Below are 15,963 nucleotides of genomic sequence, written 5' to 3'. Positions count from 1 at the left end.
GATGTCTTGGCATCAGAGGGTATTTACGTCTAGCGATAGAAACTGCTTGAGCTGGTCTGCCCCAGTCACGCGGACATAGGTCAAGGGATTGCGGTCGGCAAAATGCGAATGCAGTTGATCAAAGGGCTTGAGTTGCGCTAGTTGCTGTTTGGACAAGTTCTTGGGATTGATTTGAAAGATAACCTGCTGGTTGAGGAGGTGATAAGGCAAAGAACAGTTAGCCTTGTCTAAGATGGCTTGGTTTAAAGCCTCGTTGTGCTGGAGCCTAGCTTGTAAAGCTTGTTTGTTTTTGGCAAACATGCCGTTTTGAATGTAGAGCGAAAGGGCTTTTTGCATGATAAGGTTGGTATCAAAGTCAATTAATTGCTTATAGGCTAAAAAGGGTTTGACAAGAGCACTTGGTAGCACGACAGTCGCTAGTCGTAGGGCTGGGAAAATAGCACTTGAAAAGGACTTGAGGTAGATGACCTGCTGATTAGTATCGTAGTAGTGTAGCGGTGGTTGGTGTTTTCGGTCAAAGTCTGCCATGTAGTCGTCTTCGACAATATAAACCTTATACTTGGCTGCTAAGCGAACTAATTCTTGTTTATCTTTTTCGGTATAGGCCGTTCCTAGAGGGTTATGTAGGCGCGGGATGGTATAAAAGTACCGAATCCGACCAGCTTGAAACTGCTCCTCCAGTGCTACAAAATCGAGCCCCTCCCAAGTCCTTGGGATTGTCTGGTAGGCTAGGCCCAACTGTTTGACCAATTCAATCATCCGAGGGTAGGTCGGCTCTTCCAGTAGAATGGTATCGCGGCCGTCTGGGTAATCCAGCTGGCTCAAAATATAGAGGGCTTGCTGGGTCCCTGTTGTAATGACCAGCTGGTCTTGCTTGCTATAGACATCAGAAGAGACCAGTAATTTTTGAGTAGCTTGAAGCAGGTCTTCAAGGCCTTCTTGTTTATGGTAGTAGTTGAAAAGATAATTTTCCCGACCGACCAAGCTTTCATTGAGGCAAAGCCTGAAATCATCATAGGCCAGATTAGCAATGTCAGATGGGGGTAAGGGTAGAGGGGCGTGCTTAACTTTAGATTCTAGGACGTAGTAGCCTGATTTGTGAACGGGGTAAATCAGGTTCTGGTGGCGAAGTTCAGCCAAGGCCTTTTGGACAGTGTCCTTATTGCACTGATAGGCTTGACTGAGTTGCCGTATAGACGGCAGTTTGTCACTGGCCTTGAGCTGACCGGCTGTGATTTGCTCGGTAATGTCATTGACGATGGTCTGGTACTTACTGATCATCAAACTGTCCCCCGTACAGATGGTTTAACCTTATTATAGCGCAGCCATTGCCCAAAGACAAGGGAAAGGGTACAGGAGAAAGAATCAAAAACCCAGACCCTATGGTTGGGTCTGGGAACTCTTATTCGTCTGGCACATATTCTAAAATATCACCTGGTTGGCAACCCAGTTCTTTGCAAATGGCTTCTAAGGTTGAAAAACGGATGGCCTTGGCCTTTCCGGTCTTTAAAATGGAGAGATTGGCCGGTGTGATGCCGATACGCTCTGCTAACTCACCAGACCGCATTTTTTTCTTGGCCAGTTCTACATCGAGATTAACAATAATCATTTCCTGGCCTCCTTAGATGGTAAATTCGTTTTCTTCAGCGATGGCAGTGGCTTTTTCCAAGATGATGGACAAGGTCCAAACCAAAACAGCTGTTAGGAGGTAGTACATGTTGAAAAAGCCGTACTCGAAGGACACTTCATTGGCGCCATTGGAATAGTAGCTAAGGATGACAAGACTGGCAGCATCATTTCCTTGACGAATCAAGGAGCCAAGCACCAAGAAAAAGGTCGATAACTTGGCCAAACGGACGTTTTGTGGGACAAAAATCTCTTCAGCAATGATGTTTTTCATAAAGGCCCGCATGCAGATAAGAATGCCGAGCGTTGCAATAGTGTTAATTACTTCAATCAATAAGCCGATTGGCGTGCTGGTAGCAGGGTCGCTATTGAATTCTAGAGAGAAATTCTCAAAAATATGCTTGATCCATTCTGTAGCACCTCCCCAGATCAAGAGCCAAAAAATCAGTCCAACGACCAGTGCAACAGCTAGTCCAACAATCAGGAGATTGATCAAGTAGATTGCCCAACGGAGGTAGCCAAATTCCCGGTTGATCAGAGGTTTCTGTTTGTTACTTACGAATCCCCAGATGAAGATGCCCATGGCGATGAGAATTAGGGGTAAGAGAATGAGGACAGGAAATAGCATAGTATGTCTCCTTTGGTTTGTAGTAGTATTAATTACTGATAAAGATAAAATTTTTATTCTAGAGCGATAAGAATAGTGTACCACAAAGCCAGATAGAAAGCTAGTCTATCTGGTTTTGACTGTTATGTCGCCTCCGTAGTTATGGACTTCGAGAAGGGAAGGAGCATCACGGACTGAAGTTGTTTTGCTAACTGTTCCATAACCATGAGCATCGAGTTTGTAGGTGAGGGCTAACTCTTTTGAGACGGTAACAGTGATGTCACCGCCTGAATTATCTAGTCGGAGTTGTTTTAAAAGGCTCTTGTGGTCTAAGATCACATGGATGGTGACAGCCTCACGCTTGTCTTCATTGATGTTAATATGACTTGTTCCAATTCCTGAATTCCAGCGTTCAAAAGAAAGAAGTAGCTCATTAGGGCTAACGGTCGTGTAGTCAGGATCAGCTAGGCTTTCGAGACTGCGTTTGGGAACTTTGCCAGATACCAGAACACTTGTTTCTGTTTGATCTCCCTGTTCTATAATGAGATGGACAGGCTGATTGAGCCCACCGATATAGATATCATCGATTATCGTTGCCTCTAGGCTCCAGGTATGATGAATGGATTCGGTGGTGTCTTCTTGACTGGCAAAAGCGACGACTCCAATTCCCAAGAGCCCTAGGATAGCGATACAAAAGCTGATAAAGAGAGTTTTTCTCATGGTTTTGGTGTGAAATCGTTAGTCTTCTAAGGTAACGGTCACATCTCCTTTCTGGGATTCAATTTTGGCTTCACGGTCGCTATTTTCTCCATTTTTGGGCTGGTTGACTTGGCCACTTTTGCTTTTAACCGTAAAATGGCCGTCAAAGCTACTAGGAAGAGTCACATCAAGTTGTCCGTTTGAGGTAAAGAGGGAAAAATCTTCAAATGAAGTACCTTTTGCAAGTGCAATTTCGATGGTAACGGATGGCTTATCTCTCATGACGGTCATACTGAGACCCTCTTTGGAAAAGCTAATGAAGAGGTCTCCGTCTTTGTCCATGCCAAACTGTTCTTCCAAGTTGGTGATGTTGGACTGGGCGATTTGTCCTTGGACACGGACAGTAGTTTGGCTAGCTTCTGTTTCTTTGACAAGGATTGTTGCTGGCTGCTCAAGCCCGTCAATATAGATGGTTTTAATGGGTTCAGCAGTGAGGGTAAAGGTATTGTCGTAGTCGGTATCAGCAGCGTCGTTTTTAACGCCTTTCCAGACGAGACCGGCTAATCCAATGATGAGGAGACCTAAGAGTCCTAGTAAGATTTGTTTTTTCATGGTATCTGCTTCTTTCTATTTAAATTCGCGTTTGGCAAAGAGGAGGTAGCCAGCAAGGGCATAGAAAATGGTAAAGAGTATGGCGACCAAGCTAGTTGGTGTTAAGTAGTGACCTGTAATGTCAACTTGTCCTAGCTGATTGAACATCATGTAAGGAGTGAGCTTGTCTGTTTGAAAAATCATGCCCATCATGAGGCTAAAGAGTTGATCAAAGAGTAAGGCGATAATGATGTACACCATGTAAGACTGGTAGATACGGTCAAAAAAGGCAAATATAAGAGCACAGAGACTGATGATGACCGTGTAGAGTGGCAGTTGGTACCAAAGATAAGTGAAAACCAGTGAATAGCTAGCGACACCAGACAAAAGATGGTGGACAAGGCTGGTCACTCCAAGAGCGACTACGAGATAGCTCCATGCTAGGGCGATGGTCATGCCCCATTTGTAGGCAAAGACCTTGAGACGGTTTTGGCTTTTGATCAAGACATTGTTGATGGTGCGATTGGTCAAATCTTCTCCCAAGAAAATTTTGGCAGGTGTGACAAAAAAGAGGGGGAGCAAGGTCGTCCAAACCATGACTAGGTTTTGGGCAGCTGTTTGCGAAGTGTCCTCACGATAGAGGTAGGCAAAGAGGCTGGCAAAGACAAGCAAGAGGCCAAGAGAGAGGAGCGACAGGTGCTCTTTTTGCATACGGTATACATCGGCTTTGAGGTAGTTCAACATGGGTTTCTTCTTTCTAATCTAATAGGCTTAAGTAATAGTCTTCAAAACTGCTACCAGAAGGGTAGATGGCGGTGATTTCGATGGCATGCTGGTTAAGATAGTTAATCACTTCTTGAACGCTCTTATCTGGTGTAAGGAGGATGGCATCAGCGGACCGTGTCATCTCAAGACCCCATTCCGTTAGAAGGACTTGAGCTTGGTCGTTGTTGGTTGTTGCTAGGACAATCTGATTGGCAACCTGATGGTGCAGGTCTGACTTGTCGATGTCTTGAATGACACGTCCCTTGTGCAGGATGACAAAACGATCAACCACTAATTCCAATTCCGATAGGATATGACTGGAAATGAGAACGGTAATGCCGTAGTTGTCACGAAGATTGTGGATGATTTCCCGCATTTCCTTGATACCGGAAGGGTCCAAGCCGTTGACAGGTTCATCTAAAATCAGAAAATCCGGAAAATCAAGGATAGCGAGCGCGATAGCCATGCGTTGCCGCATCCCCAAGGAAAAATCTTTCACTTTTTTCTTGTCGTCAACATGGGCTAATCCGACTAATTCAAGGACTTCTGCAATACGCTGATTCGGCTGTTCAATGCCAATTTGCAGAGCAGCATAGGTCAGATTTTCCTTAGCAGACATATTGGGGTAGAGGACAGGGGATTCGATAATGGCCCCAATTTTGTAGTTGTCTGCCTTGGAGATGGTCCCACTTGTCGGGGGAATCAGGCCAGATAGGATACGGATAAGGGTAGTTTTTCCAGCGCCGTTTTGGCCAACAAGTCCTAAGATTTCGCCCTTTTGAATGGAGAAACTGACCTGGTCCAAGGCTTTTTGTGAACCGTAGTGTTTGCTGATAGTTTCGATTGTGAGTAATGGAGTAGACATAGGTTTTCCCTTCTTTTAAATGGTTAAATTTTCTTTTGTCATGTAGCGGCGGGCGTAGTCGCAAGCAAAACCTGCAATGATAAGGTAAACACTATATTTGATGTCAATGATGTAGGTACCAACTGGTGCTTGAATTGTGGTGAGGTAACTGGAGAAGAGTTCTGCTAGAAAGATGAGGCCACCCAAGCGTTTGATCGTTTTAGAGAAGTCTTCTGTCATCAGGTCAGATAGTTGGAAGTGCTTGATTTGTCGCTTGAGCATGTGCAAGCCAACAATCCAAAGGCCATTGTGCATAAGGAGAACAGCAAGGTTTCCAAGGCTGATGTGACCGCTCATGGTTATGCCGAGGGTGTTGAAAGAGGAGAGGTCTGTCATTGGGAGAAATACGATCAGTAGAGCCAAGAGGCTTTGGATAATCAGAAGAGCGGTAGCAACTGAGAGAGTGATGTGCAAGAATGATTTAATGAGTTTCATGATAGATGTTCCTTTTATTTTGAGATTTTTTTGGAAAAAGCTGAGCTCTTGCTTTTTCCTTTATCGATGACGAATTGCTGTTTTTAAATGTTTTGTTATCGTCTTTCGATATATTTAGTATATCACATAATTTTTGAATTGCAACACTTTTTTATCGTTTTTTGATAATTTTTTATTTTTTTACACAAACATTAAATTGTGCAACTTTTTTAAGATGGCAAAAAACACTTGAAAAGGGTTTCTTGGTTAGGTATAATAAAGGTAGCAATAAGATATGAACAAGCGGTGGCTTAGGCCATGCAGCCGGGCCTTCGAGTCTGAAGGCAGCAGAAAATCCGTCAGTAATCTGAGGACGTATCTGTGAGACAGTAGAAAACTGTCCACAGGTGCGTCCTTTTTTTGAACGGATGAGAAGTGGAGAAGGAGGAAATGATATGATGACCTATATCAGAAATAACCGTCAATCCCAGTTTCTTCTGGCAGGAACGTGTTTGATGGTCGTAGGATTTGTTTTGGGAGCTAAAGAGAGTGAACTTAGTAGTTGGAGTTATTATTTAGCAGTCGTATGTCTAGGCTATTTTGCAACAAAGCAAGCCATTCACTTGTCGCTAAAAGAGCGCAAAGTGAATGTGGACCTTTTAATGGTATTAGCTGCCATTGGGGCTCTATCAATCGGAGAGGAAGTGGAAGCAACCGTCTTGCTCTTTATCTTTGCGGCTGCTGAAGTGTTAGAGCGCTATGTGACTGACAGGTCCAGTTCAGCTATTACCAGTTTGATGGAAGCTGTCCCTAAAACAGCACAACTGGTAGGTAAAGGTAATCACATCCAAACCGTTTCTACCGATCAATTACAGCTAGGAGATCTTGTCTTAGTCAGTAAAGGGGCTCAGATTCCTATTGATGGTTTCGTGTCGCAAGCAACGACAGTCAGTGAAATGGCTCTGACCGGAGAGGCTTCACCTGTTGAAAAGCAATCGGGTCAGGAGGTCTTTGCAGGAACGGTCAATCTTGGCGAGCCGGTGCAAGTTGAAGTAGGAAAAAGGAGTGACCAAACTGTCTTTTCTAATATTGTTCGTCTAGTTCAAGAAGCTCAAGAACAACCATCCCAGCTAGCGAGGTGGATCGATCACTTCGAAGGGTGGTATGTTATAGCTGTACTGGTTACCGTACCATTGTTTATTATAGCTTTGATGGTGATACAGGAGTTGGGTTGGCAGGATGCCTTTTACCGGGGGATGGTTCTATTGACTGTCGCAAGTCCTTGTGCACTGGTGGCCTCTGTGACACCCGCAACCTTAAGTGCTATCAGTCGTGCGGCCAAGCTAGGTGTCCTCGTTAAGGGAGGTCAGGCTATGGGGAATCTAGCTGAAATCAGTGTGTTGTATACAGATAAGACGGGTACCCTAACAGAAGGAAAATTCAAGGTTGTCAACCTTTCGATATCAACAGAAAACCAACCCTTGCTTTTAGGGATGACCAGTCATTCCCAACACCCCATATCCCAAGCCATTAGCCAGTATCTCTTGGAAAAAGGGGTAGTACCTCAAAAAATGACAGCCCCTATTGAAGAACATCCAGGTCAAGGGTTACAGGCGGGACCTTACCAGCTGCTAAATAGAAAAGCAGTGGCTACTCTCTCTGATCCCAGTTACTTTTTTACCCAAGCAGCTCAATTTCTGACAACGAGCTTTTTGACAGATGGGAAGGAAATTCTAGGGTTTATAGCCCTTGAAGATCAATTAAGACCGGAGGCGATTCGAGCTGTCCAAGCCTTCCAAAAAGAAGGCATTCGTGTAGAAATGCTGACAGGAGACAACGAAAGGGTTGCTGAGCAAATTGCCGCCCAAGCTGGTATCGATCAATTTGAAGCGAACTGCCTTCCTACGGATAAGGCAACGCGGGTTCAAGAGACGGTTCAAACGGAAATCGTCGCCATGATAGGAGATGGGATCAATGACGCTCCGGCTCTGGCACATGCCCATCTCGGGGTCGCAATGGGGTCTGGATCGGCCATTGCCATGGAAACGGCGGACCTCGTCATGGTTCAAAATAATTTGGCGAAGTTCTATGACGTTTACCAAATGAGCCGTAAACTGAAACGCATTATTATTGAAAATGTTGGATTTGCAGTCGGTGTCATGATCATCTTAATTGTTCTCAATGTTTTAGGGATCCTTGACTTGACCCTAGGAGTTATCTTTCATGAGGGGTCGACCATTCTGGTTATCCTAAATGGTCTGCGTCTTTTGAAATGGCAGTCGGATTTATGATATACTAGTCTTATGAAAATTTTATTACCCACGGCAAAAGAGTTAAATACAGATCTACCAGGCTACCAAATGGAAGCCCTTGATGAGCGGACAGAGGCCATTGTTCAAACACTGTCTTTCTTGTCTTCAACAGACTTACAGAGGCACTACAAAATCAAACCAGAAGCCGTTGAACAGGAAGCCGATCACTGGTCTCGTTTAGCTAAAGGCCAGGCGCAATCCTATCCTGCTTGGCAGCTGTTTGATGGGCTGATGTACCGACAGATGAAGCGCGAAAATCTTAGCGATGGCCAAATCCGCTATCTTAACGAGCATGTCTTTATCACGTCAGCCCTCTATGGCGTTATTAATGTCTTTGAGCCTATTGCGCCTCATCGTTTGGATTTTCTGATGGGCTTTAAGGTCAATGGGCAAAGCCTGAAAAACTATTGGCATGAGCAGTATGACCAAGCTGTTGCTGAAGACGACCTGCTTATTTCCCTATTATCTAATGAGTTTGAGACTGTTTTTTCAAAGACTACTCAGGAGAAGATGGTCAAACTGATTTTTATGGAAGAAAGGGACGGTCAGCTCAAAACCCACTCGACCATTTCTAAAAAAGCGCGTGGCAGGTGCCTTAATGCATTGGTAGACAATCAAGTGACTACTGTCTCAGACATCAAGAGCTTGGTCTTCGAAGGGTTCAGGTATCAGGCAGACCTCTCCAAGGAAAAAGAACTTGTTTTCGTCAAAAAATAGCGATCAAAAAGCCCTGAAGCAAATTGCTTCAAGGCTTTTAAAGTAGGTTTTTTTAATAAGACACGGTCAGCTTATCCAATAGCTGCGACTAAAGCGTCAGCCTGTGCTTGAAGTTCAGCTAACTTATCGGCTTCAAGAACCAATTGACCATCACCCCAGGCAGAATCGTTAACACGAGTAGCGGTAAATGGTTCAACAGCAGTTGTTCGGATGAATGGTAAGAGATCTGTGTAACTGTCAAACATTTTTTCTTGACCACCGTTAGCGACTGAAGAAACAGTTACCAGTTTCCCATTGATAGCAGAAGGGCCTGTTGGGTCAGAAAGGTCTACCGCACGGCTCAACCAATCAAGCAGGTTTTTCACTGGGCCAGGAATAGAGAAGTTGTAAACTGGAGAGAAAATCCAAATGGCATCGACATCTTGAGCTGCTTCACGGGCTGCTGCAACTGCTGGTAGAACTGGTGTCTCAAAATCTTGGTTGAAAACGGGAACGTCAGTATACTCAAGATAACTTACTTCAGCCTTGCCTTCAAGTGCTTTTTCCGCAAGCTCAGCGAGTTGGTGGTTAAAAGATCCTTTGCGAAGCGATCCGACGATAAACAATACTTTTTTCATGATAAAACTCCTTTGAAATCATTCGCTTTTTTAAGCATGAAAGTAGTATACCTTATTTATCACTAATTAGCAATAATTTAGCTCAGGTTTTTAAATTTTTTGAGTAAGCTAACTAAAAGGTCTTGTTCTTCATCGGTCAAGACACTAAAAATGCGACCAACATTTTGGTAATGATCTGGTAAAATGGTTTCGATAAAAGCTCTTCCCTTATCTGTCAGACTAATCAGGCAAGCGCGCTTATCAAGGGGATTCGGTTGTCTTGTAATCAATCCATCACGAATCATATTTTTAATGACAACCGTCATATTCCCTGATGTGGTTAACATTTTATCAATCAAATCCTGAATCCGAAGATCTCCTTTGTTATAGAGGATTTCAAGCACCCCAAATTGGGTCAGTGTAATCCCATGCTGTTTGATTAAGGGGGATTCGAGGAGTGTAATAGTATGGACAGTTCGTCTGAGTGCAATCACGCTGTTTAGTGCAGAGCGATTAGCTTCTATAATAGTATCGATGTCATTCTTTTTCATGCCTATATTGTAGCAAGTTTTAGATGAACAAACAAGCCATTTTGCCTATTCCAGTAAAATAACTTTCACAAATGAAACCTTTTTTTCTAAAATATTAGAAAATTCTTCCTATTTCTGGTATAATGGGGAGAAAGATTTTGGGGTGAATTCAGTGTTGAAGCCATTTACTGTTAAAAAGCAATTGATGATTGGAGGGCTGATGCTACTATTAACCCTCTTTGTAACATCAGCAATCAGTCTTTTTGTCATCATAAGGCCCTACCGTAAGGACAAGGAAGAAGCCATCAAAATCGCGAACCAGTACACTGGCTTAGAGACGGTTGACTCTTACTCTCTGTTTCATTTTGATGAAAGCTACTATAGCTTGTCTGGGTGGACAGAGAATCAAGAAATACATGTTCTCATCCCCCAAGACGGTGGACAAATTCTTACTTTTTCAGCTGAGGAAGGTGTTTCAGCTAACGAAGTGAAAGAAACTGTTCAGAAACTAGGAGCTCAGCAAATTAAGCGGGTGACTTTAGGAATTATTGCTAATCAGCCTGTTTGGGAAGTTTTTTCCGATGGGCAATTCTTTTATTTTGATTTTAAAACAGGAGAGCAACTCTCCGAGGAGGATATATGAAACTGTCAAAGCGCATCAGAGAGATGGAAGAAAGCATCACCTTAAAGGCTGCTGCTAAAGCGAAAGCATTAAAAGCAGAAGGACGTGATATTCTTAGTTTAACAGTTGGTGAACCTGATTTCATAACACCTGTTCACATTCAGAATGCTGCAATTACCTCTATCCAAGACGGGACAGCAAGTTTTTATACAGTAGCCAGCGGTTTACCTGCTTTAAAACAGGCAATCAGCAGGCACTTTGAAACCTTTTATGGCTATTCTCTAGCACCGAATCAAATTGTCGCTGGGACAGGGGCTAAGTTCATTCTCTATGCCTTCTTTATGGCAGTACTGGATCCTGAGGATGAAGTGATTATACCGACGCCATATTGGGTGAGTTATGCTGATCAAGTTAAACTCGCTGAAGGTGTGCCTGTTTTCGTGGAGGCTACAGAAACAAACGCTTTTAAAGCAACAGTAGACCAACTTGAAGCAGCCAGAACGGATAAAACAAAAGTGCTTCTGTTGAATTCGCCATCAAACCCTACGGGAATGATATACGATCGTGATGAGTTACAGGCCATCGGTGATTGGGCTGTGGAACATGATATCTTGATTCTAGCGGATGATATTTATGGTCGACTAGTTTACAATGGAAACCAATTTACGCCTATTTCATCCTTGTCAGAAGAAATTCGCAAGCAGACGATTGTCGTTAATGGTGTTTCTAAATCTTACTCGATGACTGGATGGCGAGTTGGTTACGCAACAGGGGATTCAGAAATCATCTCTAGCATGGCAAAAATGATCAGTCAAACGACTTCCAATCTAACAGCAGCAGCTCAATACGCGGCTATTGAAGCGTTGGAAGGCCCACAAGATTCGGTCGAAGAAATGCGTCAAGCCTTTGAAGAGCGACTCAATACGATTTACCCTCTTTTAACTGAAATCCCTGGCTTTAGCTGTCTTAAGCCTCAAGGAGCCTTCTATTTCTTCCCAGATGTCTCTGAGGCGATGAAGATGAAGGGCTATGCCAATGTCACTGATTTTACGGATGCTATTCTAGAAGAAACAGGTGTAGCTGTCGTCACAGGTGATGGATTTGGTGCGCCCAATAATCTGCGTCTGAGCTATGCTACTGATTTAGAAACCTTAAAAGAGGCCGTCCGTCGCATTAAGGCCTACATGGAAGCTTAATAAACTCACAATAAACGAGCACCGAGTGTTCTAAGACGTTTGGCCAAATTCTTTGGTCTAGGACGTTTCCACTCGGATTTGCTTCGTTAGGTCCAATTATGGCTGTCAGGTGACTGATAGAATTCCTTGGACGACACGATTAAACCATAGAGAAAGAGAACTACAGAGAGAAATGTCTACAGAACTAATAACCATTAAAGATATTCCGCAATATGTTGGCCAAGAAGTGATCATTGGTGCATGGGTTGCTAATAAATCAGGAAAAGGAAAAATTGCCTTTCTACAACTTCGAGATGGAACTGCTTTTTTCCAAGCCGTAGCTTTTAAACCAAACTTTTTAGAGAAATTTGGTGAAGATGAAGGAACTGCTAAGTTTGATACCATCAAACGCCTTAGCCAAGAAACATCTGTTTACGTGACAGGTATTGTGAAAGAAGATGAGCGGTCTAAATTTGGATATGAGCTTGATGTGACTGATATAGAAGTGATTGGGGAATCTGTAGATTATCCGATTACGCCAAAAGAGCATGGGACAGACTTTCTCATGGACCATCGTCACCTCTGGCTAAGGTCGCGTCGTCAAATGGCCATTATGCAAATCCGTAATGCCATTTTGATGGCTTCAACAGAGTTCTTCGACAAAAACGGCTTTATCAAGTTCGATAGCCCAATTTTGTCAGGAAATGCTGCTGAAAATACGACCGAGCTTTTTGAAACAGATTATTTTGGAACTCCAGCTTTCCTTAGCCAATCAGGGCAGTTATACCTTGAGGCAGGAGCAATGGCGCTTGGCCGTGTGTATGACTTTGGCCCCGTTTTCCGTGCGGAAAAATCGAAAACTCGTCGTCACTTGACAGAATTCTGGATGATGGATGCTGAGTACCCATTCTTGACGCATGACCAATCTCTTGATTTGCAAGAAGCCTATGTTAAAGCTTTAATCCAAGGAGTCCTTGACCGTGTCCCTCAAGCACTGGAAACCTTAGAACGCGATGTCGATGCTTTGAAACGTTATGTGGCAGAACCGTTCAAGCGCGTTGCCTATGATGATGCCATTACACTCTTGCAAGAACATGCTAACGACAAGGATGCAGACTACGAGCCAATCACCCATGGCGATGACTTTGGATCACCACATGAGACTTGGATTTCGAATTACTTCGGTGTTCCAACCTTTGTCGTTAATTACCCTGCTAGCTTTAAAGCATTTTACATGAAACCAGTTCCAGGAAACCCAGAGCGCGTGCTCTGTGCGGACCTCTTGGCACCAGAAGGCTATGGTGAAATTATTGGTGGGTCTGAGCGTGAAACCGACTACGACAAGCTCTTAGCCAAAATCGAAGAAGAAGGCTTAAATCCTGAGGATTACGAGTTCTACCTTGACCTTCGTAAATACGGTTCAGTCCCACACTGCGGTTTTGGACTCGGTTTAGAGCGGATGGTAACTTTTGTAGCAGGAACTAAGCATATTCGTGAAGCCATTCCATTCCCACGGATGCTCCACAGAATCAAACCGTAATAATGGATTTTGAGAGTGGGACAGAAGTCATGATTTCAAAGAAATTGACTTCCCCTCACTATTTCAGTTTTTAGGTTCAGGCTGAGAAGGTCTAACTCCAGACCTTCTCACTCCCGCCTCCGCACAGTTGATTAGGATGGCCTCTAACGATTGCGTAGCTAGGGATTATGGCTTTCAACCAGCAGTGGCTCATTGGTGCTAAAGCACCTAATAACCTGTGCAGGGCTAACATTAAAACTGGCATTACTCCCAACCACTGCGTCAATGTGTTACTCCTTTCAAAAAGAGAAGCTGAGACACACTTTTGTCCTAAGCGCTTTTTCTAATGGTGATTAAAAGTACTCACACATGTCTCCAAGATGAAAAAAATCTAAAAAAACGTGCAAAATACTTGTTTTATTCTAAAAGTATGGTAGAATATAAGAAGTTTGAAAAAACTGACCTAAGACAGCAGGGGGATTCAATCCATAAACATCCTGCCGAGGCACAAATCGTTAACTAAGAATTTTAACATTTGTACTTTCGTGTCTAGGTCTGGGCGCGTTTTTCTTTTTGAAAAAAACACCCAGCCAAAATAAAAACGGAGGTAAACTAATGAGCCAAGCAAGTATTGCTAAAAAAGCAGAACTCGTTGATATTGTTGCAGAAAAAATGAAAGCAGCAGCATCTATCGTAGTCGTTGACGCCCGTGGTTTGACTGTTGAACAAGATACTGTTCTTCGTCGTAACTTGCGTAACGAAGGGATCGAGTACAAAGTTATCAAAAATGGTATCTTGCGCCGTGCAGCTGAAAAAGCTGGTTTGGAAGGAATTAACGATATTTTCGTAGGTCCTACAGCCGTAGCTTTCTCAAACGAAGACGTTGTTGCACCAGCTAAAATCATCTTTGATTTTGCAAAAACTGCTGACGCACTTGAAATTAAAGGTGGTGCAATCGAAGGCGCAGTCGCTTCAGTTGAAGACGTTAAAGCCCTTGCTACATTGCCAAACCGCGAAGGATTGCTTTCAATGCTCCTTTCTGTACTTCAAGCGCCTGTCCGCAACGTGGCACTCGCTGTCAAAGCTGTCGCAGACAGCAAAGAAAACGCAGCTTAATGCTGTTAGTAGCCTAAGGCTACACAACTATTATTTTATATAAAACATTTGGAGGAAATAACAATGGCATTGAACATTGAAAACATTATTGCTGACATTAAAGAAGCTTCAATCCTTGAATTGAGCGAGCTTGTAAAAGCTATCGAAGAAGAATTTGGTGTAACTGCGGCTGCTCCTGTAGCAGTTGCTGCAGCTGGCGATGCTGGTGCTGCTGAAGCTAAAGACTCATTCGATATTGAATTGACTTCTGCTGGCGACAAAAAAGTTGGCGTTATCAAAGTTGTTCGTGAAATCACAGGTCTTGGACTTAAAGAAGCTAAAGAACTTGTTGATGGCGCACCAGGCGTTATCAAAGAAGGCGTTGCAGCTGCAGAAGCTGAAGAACTTAAAGCTAAGCTTGAAGAAGCTGGCGCTAGCGTAACTCTTAAATAAGAAGCACATAGCAATTTGAGAGCGGAAGCCCGATTTACCAGTCTTTTAGAGCTTATAGCGATTTAAAGAAACTGATAATTTGATTTGGTTTCCTGCCAAAAATCCTGCCAAAAAATCTTTGGCAGGATTTTTATTTTTATATAAATATACTGTGCAGAATTGCTATTCTTCAACATTTGTATTTGTAGAAATATATTTTTATGTGAGCGAGAACATTTCAATAAGTGTTCTCGCTTTTTTTATTTTCAGGAGGAAAAACATGCAGAAGGAAGAACAGTCATCACGTCAAATCGTGATGTGTCATCTCATTGCTATCATGGGAATAAATATTGAGAAAGCAACTCAGTTAATTACTGAAATGGAAGAGTCAGGGCTAATTCAATTTGATGAGTTAGGAAATGTCGGTTTATTAGTGTTGGAGGGACAATCATGAAACGTATTACCGCAAATCACTATCAAACGTCAGAGCGTTACTATAAGCTCCCAAAACTTTTGTTTGAGAGTGATCGATATAAGGACATGAAACTTGAAGTTAAAGTAGCTTATGCTGTTCTCAAAGATCGCTTGGAATTATCTCTGAGTAAAGGTTGGATTGATGAAGATGGGGCTATCTATTTGGTCTATTCCAACTCCAAGCTCATGGCACTACTTGGCTGTTCCAAGTCAAAGTTACTGACGATTAAGAAAACCTTACGAGAGTATGGCTTGATTGATGAAGTCCAACAGTCTTCCAGTGAAAAAGGACGAATGGCTAATAAGATTTACTTAGGGGAGTTGGAACATGAAGCTACCCCAGTCTTAAATTCAGACGGGGGTAGTGTTCAAAAAATACCAGGGGGGTATCAAAATCAGCCGGGGCCAGTCTTAAATTCAGCCACTAGTGAGACTGAAGTTAGTGAGACTGATATGAGTGAAACTAAAGAGAGTGAGTCAGTCATTGAGAACGAGGAGGAGAAAGAAAGTCTAACAAGTATGAAATGTGACAATGACAATTTTCAACGTAAAGTAGACAGAGTCACAAGATACGACAGAGATTACATTTGGGGCTTGGTACATGATCAGTTGAGACAAGTTGGTCTATCACAGGCTGCTAGTGATTATGCCATGATTTATTTTGATCATCGGTATCAGTACGCTTTAGAGAATATGAGGTTTGCGGACAGAACAGAAACGATAGCGGAATATGTCTTTAATGGCGTCTTATCCGAATGGACTAAGGTCCAACGCTTAAAAGACCTAAAAGGGGGGTGAGTAAGATGTTTTGGTGGATATTATTAAGTATTTGGGGATTAGGAATGATTTGGTTTATTTTTGAACTTATAACTGCCCCAGAAATGG

19 protein-coding genes, 1 riboswitch and 1 other annotated feature are annotated in these 15,963 nt (G+C 43.0%); of the genes, 9 read left to right on the top strand and 10 right to left on the bottom strand.

Going from position 1 to position 15,963, the window contains the following annotated elements; translation table 11 throughout:
• Positions 1 to 12: 12 nt before the first annotated feature.
• The 8 genes from J2S23_RS08535 to J2S23_RS08500 form a co-directional block, all read right to left on the bottom strand.
• Positions 13 to 1,281 (bottom strand): aminotransferase-like domain-containing protein, encoded by a 1,269-nt coding sequence (locus J2S23_RS08535; RefSeq protein ID WP_307122301.1) that lies wholly within the window; start codon positions 1,279 to 1,281, stop codon positions 13 to 15.
• Between the two features lie 121 nt (positions 1,282 to 1,402).
• On the bottom strand, positions 1,403 to 1,609 hold the full coding sequence (locus J2S23_RS08530) for a helix-turn-helix domain-containing protein (RefSeq protein ID WP_307122300.1): 207 nt from the start codon (positions 1,607 to 1,609) through the stop codon (positions 1,403 to 1,405).
• A gap of 12 nt (positions 1,610 to 1,621) precedes the next feature.
• A complete protein-coding gene (locus tag J2S23_RS08525) occupies positions 1,622 to 2,254 on the bottom strand; it encodes a DUF2975 domain-containing protein (protein ID WP_307122299.1) in 633 nt (210 codons plus the stop codon).
• Positions 2,255 to 2,359: 105 nt separating this feature from the next.
• A complete protein-coding gene (locus J2S23_RS08520; protein WP_307122298.1) occupies positions 2,360 to 2,953 on the bottom strand; it encodes a hypothetical protein in 594 nt (197 codons plus the stop codon).
• Positions 2,954 to 2,971: 18 nt separating this feature from the next.
• Positions 2,972 to 3,544 carry a hypothetical protein gene (locus J2S23_RS08515; RefSeq protein WP_307122297.1) on the bottom strand — a complete coding sequence of 191 codons (573 nt, stop codon included), beginning with the start codon at positions 3,542 to 3,544 and terminating at the stop codon, positions 2,972 to 2,974.
• Positions 3,545 to 3,559: 15 nt separating this feature from the next.
• The gene (locus J2S23_RS08510) at positions 3,560 to 4,267 is read right to left on the bottom strand and encodes a hypothetical protein (RefSeq protein WP_307122296.1); all 708 of its coding nucleotides are present in this window, start codon (positions 4,265 to 4,267) and stop codon (positions 3,560 to 3,562) included.
• 13 nt (positions 4,268 to 4,280) lie between these two features.
• Positions 4,281 to 5,153, bottom strand: a complete 873-nt coding sequence (locus J2S23_RS08505) for an ABC transporter ATP-binding protein (protein WP_307122295.1) — start codon at positions 5,151 to 5,153, stop codon at positions 4,281 to 4,283.
• Between the two features lie 15 nt (positions 5,154 to 5,168).
• Positions 5,169 to 5,627 (bottom strand): hypothetical protein, encoded by a 459-nt coding sequence (locus J2S23_RS08500; RefSeq protein WP_307122294.1) that lies wholly within the window; start codon positions 5,625 to 5,627, stop codon positions 5,169 to 5,171.
• A 264-nt stretch (positions 5,628 to 5,891) separates the two neighbouring features.
• A riboswitch (NiCo riboswitch) is annotated at positions 5,892 to 5,998 on the top strand.
• A gap of 63 nt (positions 5,999 to 6,061) precedes the next feature.
• On the opposite strand from J2S23_RS08500, the gene J2S23_RS08495 reads away from it, so the two are divergent.
• On the top strand, positions 6,062 to 7,897 hold the full coding sequence (locus J2S23_RS08495) for a heavy metal translocating P-type ATPase (protein WP_307122293.1): 1,836 nt from the start codon (positions 6,062 to 6,064) through the stop codon (positions 7,895 to 7,897).
• Between the two features lie 12 nt (positions 7,898 to 7,909).
• Positions 7,910 to 8,635 (top strand): peroxide stress protein YaaA, encoded by a 726-nt coding sequence (gene yaaA / locus J2S23_RS08490; protein WP_307122292.1) that lies wholly within the window; start codon positions 7,910 to 7,912, stop codon positions 8,633 to 8,635.
• A 71-nt stretch (positions 8,636 to 8,706) separates the two neighbouring features.
• Here yaaA and J2S23_RS08485 read toward each other — a convergent pair whose 3' ends face one another.
• On the bottom strand, positions 8,707 to 9,252 hold the full coding sequence (locus J2S23_RS08485) for an NAD(P)H-dependent oxidoreductase (RefSeq protein ID WP_307122291.1): 546 nt from the start codon (positions 9,250 to 9,252) through the stop codon (positions 8,707 to 8,709).
• 77 nt (positions 9,253 to 9,329) lie between these two features.
• Positions 9,330 to 9,782: a MarR family winged helix-turn-helix transcriptional regulator gene (locus J2S23_RS08480; protein ID WP_307122290.1), complete on the bottom strand. Its 453-nt coding sequence runs from the start codon at positions 9,780 to 9,782 to the stop codon at positions 9,330 to 9,332.
• A gap of 151 nt (positions 9,783 to 9,933) precedes the next feature.
• Here J2S23_RS08480 and J2S23_RS08475 point away from each other — a divergent pair, with 151 nt between their 5' ends.
• The 7 genes from J2S23_RS08475 to J2S23_RS08445 all read left to right on the top strand — a co-directional run bounded on the left by J2S23_RS08475 (position 9,934) and on the right by J2S23_RS08445 (position 15,876).
• Positions 9,934 to 10,404 carry a cell wall elongation regulator TseB-like domain-containing protein gene (locus J2S23_RS08475; RefSeq protein ID WP_307122289.1) on the top strand — a complete coding sequence of 157 codons (471 nt, stop codon included), beginning with the start codon at positions 9,934 to 9,936 and terminating at the stop codon, positions 10,402 to 10,404.
• Entirely contained in the window at positions 10,401 to 11,579 is a 1,179-nt protein-coding gene (locus J2S23_RS08470; protein ID WP_307122288.1) for a pyridoxal phosphate-dependent aminotransferase, read from the top strand. The genes J2S23_RS08475 and J2S23_RS08470 overlap by 4 nt, the downstream gene beginning before the upstream one ends.
• Before the next feature lie 172 nt (positions 11,580 to 11,751).
• Positions 11,752 to 13,098: an asparagine--tRNA ligase gene (gene asnS, locus J2S23_RS08465; RefSeq protein WP_307122287.1), complete on the top strand. Its 1,347-nt coding sequence runs from the start codon at positions 11,752 to 11,754 to the stop codon at positions 13,096 to 13,098.
• A gap of 423 nt (positions 13,099 to 13,521) precedes the next feature.
• Positions 13,522 to 13,657: a sequence feature (ribosomal protein L10 leader region), on the top strand.
• Between the two features lie 35 nt (positions 13,658 to 13,692).
• Positions 13,693 to 14,193: a 50S ribosomal protein L10 gene (rplJ, locus tag J2S23_RS08460; protein WP_307122286.1), complete on the top strand. Its 501-nt coding sequence runs from the start codon at positions 13,693 to 13,695 to the stop codon at positions 14,191 to 14,193.
• Between the two features lie 63 nt (positions 14,194 to 14,256).
• Entirely contained in the window at positions 14,257 to 14,625 is a 369-nt protein-coding gene (gene rplL / locus J2S23_RS08455) for a 50S ribosomal protein L7/L12 (protein WP_307122285.1), read from the top strand.
• A 259-nt stretch (positions 14,626 to 14,884) separates the two neighbouring features.
• Positions 14,885 to 15,058: a hypothetical protein gene (locus tag J2S23_RS08450; RefSeq protein WP_307122284.1), complete on the top strand. Its 174-nt coding sequence runs from the start codon at positions 14,885 to 14,887 to the stop codon at positions 15,056 to 15,058.
• Complete coding sequence (locus J2S23_RS08445; protein WP_307122283.1) at positions 15,055 to 15,876, top strand: replication initiator protein A; 822 nt, start codon at positions 15,055 to 15,057, stop codon at positions 15,874 to 15,876. Before J2S23_RS08450 ends, J2S23_RS08445 begins: the two co-directional genes overlap by 4 nt.
• Positions 15,877 to 15,963: the final 87 nt, after the last annotated feature.

The sequence above is a fragment of the Streptococcus moroccensis genome (assembly GCF_030812835.1).
In the GTDB taxonomy this organism is placed as follows: domain Bacteria; phylum Bacillota; class Bacilli; order Lactobacillales; family Streptococcaceae; genus Streptococcus; species Streptococcus moroccensis.
The sequence above is the reverse complement of the archived record's forward strand: the minus strand, read 5'-3'. Positions and strand labels throughout refer to the sequence as shown.

Coding starts and splice junctions, on each gene's coding strand:
- rplL (WP_307122285.1), top strand. CDS start 14,257: ATGGCATTGAACATTGAAAACATTATTGCTGACATTAAAGAAGCTTCA.
- J2S23_RS08505 (WP_307122295.1), bottom strand. CDS start 5,153: ATGTCTACTCCATTACTCACAATCGAAACTATCAGCAAACACTACGGT.
- J2S23_RS08535 (WP_307122301.1), bottom strand. CDS start 1,281: ATGATCAGTAAGTACCAGACCATCGTCAATGACATTACCGAGCAAATC.
- yaaA (WP_307122292.1), top strand. CDS start 7,910: ATGAAAATTTTATTACCCACGGCAAAAGAGTTAAATACAGATCTACCA.
- J2S23_RS08515 (WP_307122297.1), bottom strand. CDS start 3,544: ATGAAAAAACAAATCTTACTAGGACTCTTAGGTCTCCTCATCATTGGA.
- J2S23_RS08530 (WP_307122300.1), bottom strand. CDS start 1,609: ATGATTATTGTTAATCTCGATGTAGAACTGGCCAAGAAAAAAATGCGG.
- J2S23_RS08480 (WP_307122290.1), bottom strand. CDS start 9,782: ATGAAAAAGAATGACATCGATACTATTATAGAAGCTAATCGCTCTGCA.
- asnS (WP_307122287.1), top strand. CDS start 11,752: ATGTCTACAGAACTAATAACCATTAAAGATATTCCGCAATATGTTGGC.
- J2S23_RS08470 (WP_307122288.1), top strand. CDS start 10,401: ATGAAACTGTCAAAGCGCATCAGAGAGATGGAAGAAAGCATCACCTTA.
- J2S23_RS08510 (WP_307122296.1), bottom strand. CDS start 4,267: ATGTTGAACTACCTCAAAGCCGATGTATACCGTATGCAAAAAGAGCAC.
- J2S23_RS08495 (WP_307122293.1), top strand. CDS start 6,062: ATGATGACCTATATCAGAAATAACCGTCAATCCCAGTTTCTTCTGGCA.
- J2S23_RS08500 (WP_307122294.1), bottom strand. CDS start 5,627: ATGAAACTCATTAAATCATTCTTGCACATCACTCTCTCAGTTGCTACC.
- J2S23_RS08485 (WP_307122291.1), bottom strand. CDS start 9,252: ATGAAAAAAGTATTGTTTATCGTCGGATCGCTTCGCAAAGGATCTTTT.
- J2S23_RS08520 (WP_307122298.1), bottom strand. CDS start 2,953: ATGAGAAAAACTCTCTTTATCAGCTTTTGTATCGCTATCCTAGGGCTC.
- rplJ (WP_307122286.1), top strand. CDS start 13,693: ATGAGCCAAGCAAGTATTGCTAAAAAAGCAGAACTCGTTGATATTGTT.
- J2S23_RS08525 (WP_307122299.1), bottom strand. CDS start 2,254: ATGCTATTTCCTGTCCTCATTCTCTTACCCCTAATTCTCATCGCCATG.
- J2S23_RS08445 (WP_307122283.1), top strand. CDS start 15,055: ATGAAACGTATTACCGCAAATCACTATCAAACGTCAGAGCGTTACTAT.
- J2S23_RS08450 (WP_307122284.1), top strand. CDS start 14,885: ATGCAGAAGGAAGAACAGTCATCACGTCAAATCGTGATGTGTCATCTC.